A 3,415-nucleotide genomic window follows, 5' to 3' on the forward strand; every position below is an offset into this window, starting at 1 on the left:
GGGCTGAACGATGACGATAGTCGAACTGGCTTTCGATTTGCTTGCGAAGAAGCTCGCCGCCCGCACCGGCATTTCCAGCGAAGAAGCTAGTGACCTCGTCGCCACTATGGGAGCTGATTGGTCGTCACTCGTGCGAGCAGCAAGGGTAATGAAAAAATACTCCGGTGTTGCCTGACCCGCTCGGCCTGGAAGGACTTCCTCCTCGAATGAGGGCACAAACGACCAGCTTGATGGGACGAATCGTCAGGCCATAACGGAGGCCGCGTGGCATGCGCATTTCCCAGAACGCCTCGATCACCTGCCAAGAAAACATGGCGGTGCGGGTCGCCCCAAACTCCCGACACAACGCCCGACCGCTGCCGAATGTTTCGTGGCCCGGCCCGACGGAGGTTCTCACTTCAGTGGCCTAACGATGCTTCTTGCGACTGCGTCTTGACGCAAGATGCCGCTCTCTCAGTTCCTGTTTTCAATCGGAATGACGCTCCACGCCGCATGAGGAACTGCCGTCATCAGACCAGGTCGTTGGTTTGTCGTTGCCGCCCAAACAGGACGGTCACCCCCAAGACCGATACGAATATTACCTGGTCAAGGTAGTTGCTATGTGGGCCCGCGCCACGGCGGTCAGCGCGGGCCCGTACGCTGCGCTGACCGGCGCTCACTTATCGCCTGCGAGCCACGATCCTAGATCAGCGCTTGGCGTTGTCACTCTCCGAGTCGGCCCGCGCGAGGAACTGCTCGGCTGTCGCTGGAATATGGCTTTTCAACCAGTCCGCCATCGCAACTTCCTCACGCAGATTCTCTTCGCAGAGCTGGGCGACCTCTGCTTCCCCTAGCGATTTGGCGGCGGCGATCAGGATTGTGTAGGAGGCGATTTCCATGTGCTCGAACGTGTAGCTTGCAAGCGATCCCTTCATCACTTCGTCCCCGGCGAACACCCCACTGAGCGACTGCGCCATTGCCGTCAGCTTGCCGCCGGCATCCTTCAGTGTGGAAGATCCTTGTCCGATGCGGTCAAGACAGGTTTCCAGCCGAGCAGCCTGCTGTCTGGTCTCCTGGATGTGCTGGCGAATCCGCTCGCTGAGCTCAGGATAGTTCTCTATCCGGTTCAGTTGCCCATTCAACATGGTTTCGGCCTGCTCCTCCATGGCGTGAGCATCCCTGAGCCATTGGACAAGCCATTCGCGTGATTCTGACATTTCATACCTCCTTCATGGGTCGGCCAGAACTTTCAAAGGGAGATATTGTTCCTCATCGGTTGAGCTGCGGAGTCAGCCTGTATTGCAGGCTCCTTGAGGTAGGCGCTGCAAGCGGGCGCTTGGCACCAGGAGAGAGTGGCGGGCGACGGGCATGGTCGCGGTGTCCGCGTTGGCAAAACGCATTCCTGCAGAAATGACGAAGCTGCTGCCTGCCGCGGGTTCCGTGATGGATGATCTCAATGAAGCGTTTCGCGTCGGCTCGCATTCCAATACCCGCGCCGCAATGTGTCAGGCTGTGTCTTGCCCGAGCGCCTTGGCCGTTGCCATTCGTCTTGCGAAATCAGCCCGTTGCCGGTGCGCCCCAGCAAGGCCTCCAGGTTCAACAACGGAGATCATATCGCGATGGAACGTCCCGGCGTTTCGCAGGTTGGTATTGGAGTTTCGCGCTAGGGAAAGAGCCATGACTTCTTCAGACAAGTCTTCAACTGACATATCACCCCGCCCCGAGAAATCGAGCGGCAGGACCCCGTCAAAGCCGGCGACACCTTCACCGGCCCCAGAGAAAATATCCGGAGCAGGCCCTGCGGTCGCCGAGCATTCGAAAGACGCCAAGGCGCCCAGAGGCGGGCGTCAACCTGGGGCCTATGTCAAGGATTAGATAGCCGAGCTGGGTTGCGTTTGTCTGGCCAATGCAGGAAGCGACGAGGAGGTTTTTATGCAGATGATGGGAGTTGTCGTCAGCCGAGACCAGGCTCCGGTCGTGGAATTTCGGGGCGAGGGAGGCGAGTGTATTACAGTTACCCTGCAGGCCGGGCATACTCTTCCCGAAGATGAACTCATTGCAAAGGCCAGGGCCATGATGGTTCAGGTCGCTCAGTTCGGGACGGACCAGATCAACAATGCGGCGATGTCTGACGGGTCGTCGGCCGATGGGGTGATACAATCCGGAATGTCGGGATAGATAGCTTCGCTCGATGCAGGCCTGCTGCAAGGCCACGAGTCGGCAGCGGACGTGCAGTCATCAGCCAGAAGATGGCGAGAACGGTACGCAGGCAAGGCACGCAGATCGCACCCTCCAAAGCAGCGACACCGGTGATCATCGAAAAGCCGAGCGTGAGCGTTGGGGCTATCAAAGCTATGGAACAAAGCTTGCGCGCACTGGTTGGGGCCAAATTCAACGCTGTGGGGAGGGGATATGTCGCGTATCTTCAATCTTGGATTGCCGGTCCTGCTTGGCGCTGCAACGTTCACGCTCAATGTTGCTTCGGACCCGCTGCCGCCGGATCTGACGTATCGTCCATTGCCAAGCTTGCCTTTTTCTTCGGTCAAGGAAACTGACGAGGCGCAAAAGCCGGCTGTGACACAACGGCAACGCGGCCTGCTCGAGAGCCGTTACGATCTGGCCGACCGGCCGATGCCCGGCGTCATGATGTCGGGCGGGCGCAAGGCTGTACAAGAAGGCTCGCGAGTGAAACTGCCGGCAGGCGAAACCTGGAGCAGCCTGGCAGCGAAAACCCCTCAGGAAATTCGTGATCGTGGTCTGTTGCCGCAAGGCTTCCTACCGTTGCCGCACGTCAAGCAGGCCGCCGGAGGTCAGGTCTTTCCTGAAAGTGAGATTAGAGAGATCGGCGCTGATGAAGGACGCGATCTGCGCCGCTTCGACGTCGATTTCGATCTACCGGATCACCTTACCCCGGAGTTTCCACCTCCAATATTTCTGACCACGCACCCGGAGCTTGGAGATGTGTCGCGAGGGGATCTGCTGACGATACGCAACTTCTACGAATACATGAACGGCATCATCACGCCCGTGCAGATGGAAGGACTTCGTCTGCTGCTGACGCCATTTCCGCAGGAGGAATTCAACCAGACCGAGGACAGGAAGGTAGCGATGCAAAGCACGGGTGTCGCTTGCCTCGATTGCCATTCCAATTTCCACACCAACGGGGCGTTTCACCTCACCCCGGACGTGCGGCCGCAAGCCGAGCGCTTCCGGCTCGACACAACCAGCCTGCGCGGCTTGTTCAACCAGCAGATCCACGGATCCAAGCGCTCGCTGCGTTCCGTGGAAGACTTTACGGAGTTCGAACAGCGCACCGCCTATTTCAACGGCGATCACGTGAGCGCCACCCGCTATTCCGTAAACCTTCCCTATCATCCCAACCATTTCACGATGATTTCGCATATTCAGAACATCATCTATTTTCCTCCGTCACCCT

The 3,415-nt window shown here is 58.5% G+C and carries 4 protein-coding genes; 3 read left to right on the forward strand and 1 reads right to left on the reverse strand.

Features of this window, described 5'->3' with window-relative positions:
* Nucleotides 1–10 precede the first annotated feature (10 nt).
* The gene (locus tag EN925_RS39815) at nt 11–175 is read left to right on the forward strand and encodes a hypothetical protein (RefSeq protein WP_164752019.1); all 165 of its coding nucleotides are present in this window, start codon (nt 11–13) and stop codon (nt 173–175) included.
* A 511-nt stretch (nt 176–686) separates the two neighbouring features.
* On the opposite strand, the gene EN925_RS28590 is transcribed toward EN925_RS39815, so the two are convergent.
* Complete coding sequence (locus EN925_RS28590; protein WP_024504634.1) at nt 687–1,196, reverse strand: DUF892 family protein; 510 nt, start codon at nt 1,194–1,196, stop codon at nt 687–689.
* A gap of 715 nt (nt 1,197–1,911) precedes the next feature.
* Between EN925_RS28590 and EN925_RS28600 the strand changes: the two genes are divergently transcribed.
* Both EN925_RS28600 and EN925_RS28605 read left to right on the forward strand, forming a co-directional pair.
* Nucleotides 1,912–2,157 carry a hypothetical protein gene (locus tag EN925_RS28600; RefSeq protein WP_128337092.1) on the forward strand — a complete coding sequence of 82 codons (246 nt, stop codon included), beginning with the start codon at nt 1,912–1,914 and terminating at the stop codon, nt 2,155–2,157.
* 234 nt (nt 2,158–2,391) lie between these two features.
* Nucleotides 2,392–3,415 (forward strand): cytochrome B6 (locus EN925_RS28605; RefSeq protein WP_128337093.1); only part of this gene is annotated, 1,024 nt, incomplete at its 3' end.

Origin of the sequence: Mesorhizobium sp. M7A.F.Ca.US.006.04.2.1, assembly GCF_004022915.1 — a bacterium.
GTDB lineage: Bacteria > Pseudomonadota > Alphaproteobacteria > Rhizobiales > Rhizobiaceae > Mesorhizobium > Mesorhizobium ciceri.